This is a genomic window from Microbacterium sp. HMWF026 (assembly GCF_003061325.1).
GTDB lineage: Bacteria > Actinomycetota > Actinomycetes > Actinomycetales > Microbacteriaceae > Microbacterium > Microbacterium testaceum_E.
The window spans coordinates 1,091-2,507 of sequence record NZ_QAJB01000468.1 but is presented as its reverse complement, the minus strand read 5'-3'; the positions used below and the strand labels follow the sequence as shown (position 1 = coordinate 2,507).

2 protein-coding genes are annotated in these 1,417 nt (G+C 71.6%); both read left to right on the top strand.

Going from position 1 to position 1,417, the window contains the following annotated elements; translation table 11 throughout:
• Nucleotides 1-73: 73 nt before the first annotated feature.
• On the top strand, nt 74-934 hold the full coding sequence (locus DBR36_RS16915) for an SGNH/GDSL hydrolase family protein (protein ID WP_108320849.1): 861 nt from the start codon (nt 74-76) through the stop codon (nt 932-934).
• A partial coding sequence (locus DBR36_RS16910) for a hypothetical protein (protein WP_219927685.1) occupies nt 934-1,417 on the top strand: 484 nt, incomplete at its 3' end. The genes DBR36_RS16915 and DBR36_RS16910, both read left to right, overlap by 1 nt.

Below are 1,417 nucleotides of genomic sequence, written 5' to 3'. Positions count from 1 at the left end.
GTACGGGCGTCACCCGGCATCCGCGCCCCTTGCCGTGTCGGAGGTCGGGGTTAGCCTGAGGGTGGAGGTATCGATGACTCTCGACCCGCGCTCGCCCCGCACCCCGTCCTCGTCCGACAACGCCGGCCCGCACCCCTGGCGCCGCTTCGTCGCGCTGGGCGACTCGTTCACCGAGGGCATCGGCGATCCCCTGCCCGACGGCGGTCACCGCGGCTGGGCCGACCGTGTCGCCGAGGTGCTCGCGGGTCAGGTGGACGACTTCGCGTACGCCAACCTCGCCGTGCGCGGAAAGCTCATCGCACAGATCGTCGCCGACCAGATCGAGCCGACCCTGGCCCTCAAGCCGGATCTCATCACGTTCTCGGCCGGCGGCAACGACGTCATCCGGCCCGGCAGCGACCCCGACGCGGTGGCGCGGCAGTTCGAAGACGCGGTGCGGCGACTCACGCGCGACGGCGCGACCCTGGTGGTCTTCACGGGGGTCGACACCGAGTTCACCCCCGTCTTCCGCAACATCCGCGGCAAGGTCGCGATCTACAACGAGAACATCCGCGCGATCGCCGAACGCTACGACTGCGTCGTCGCCGACCAGTGGGCCCTCAAAGAGGTGCAGGACATGCGGTTCTTCGACGACGACCGCCTGCACTACAACGCGCTCGGCCACCACGAGGTCGCCCGCATGGTGCTGCGCGCCCTCAACGTGCCCAACGACCTGCAGGCGATGCAGCCCGAGGCCGTCGCGTCGACCACGTGGCGCGCCGCCCGCGAGAAGGATTTCATCTGGGCGCGTGAGTATCTCGTGCCCTGGGTGCTGCGCCGCCTGCGTCACCAGTCGTCGGGCGACCACATCCAGGCGAAGCGGCCGGATCCCCTGCCCGTGATCACCCTGGCTCCGGGTAGGGATGCCGCGGGCTCGCGCGAGACGCCGGCGTGATGCGCGTGGATCCCGTCGCGGTCCTGCCGCCCGCCGTCCTCGCCCTGCTCGACGCGGCCGACGCCGACACCCTGCTGCGTGACGCCGAGGCACTGGCCGAGGGCCTGACCGACGCCGGGTGGACACCCGAGGTCGAAAGCGGGCGGTTCGCCGCCGACGGGTGGGACGTCGTCTCGTCCGCGTGGGCACCCGATATCTCGGTGTTCCTCGACGGTGACGTGCGCGTTGTCCGCGGTGCGGCCCTGGCGATCGCGACCGCGCTGGGCGACCGCGGTGACCGATGGGCCCTCGACACCGAGGGGCCCGACTGGTCCACATGGAGCGCCGACGACCCCCGGTGGCAGACCGACGAAATCGACTGGCTGCTGTGGTCGGGGCGAGGAGCGGTGATATCGCTCTTCACGGCTCCCGAGATGCCGGCCGGGCCGGGCGCGCTCCCCGCCCACCTGCAGCTCGCGATCTCGCGCGCCGACACACCCGACG

Bases quoted from the DNA above. Each gene is read 5' to 3' on its own strand.
- DBR36_RS16915 (WP_108320849.1), top strand. From the start codon at position 74: ATGACTCTCGACCCGCGCTCGCCCCGCACCCCGTCCTCGTCCGACAAC.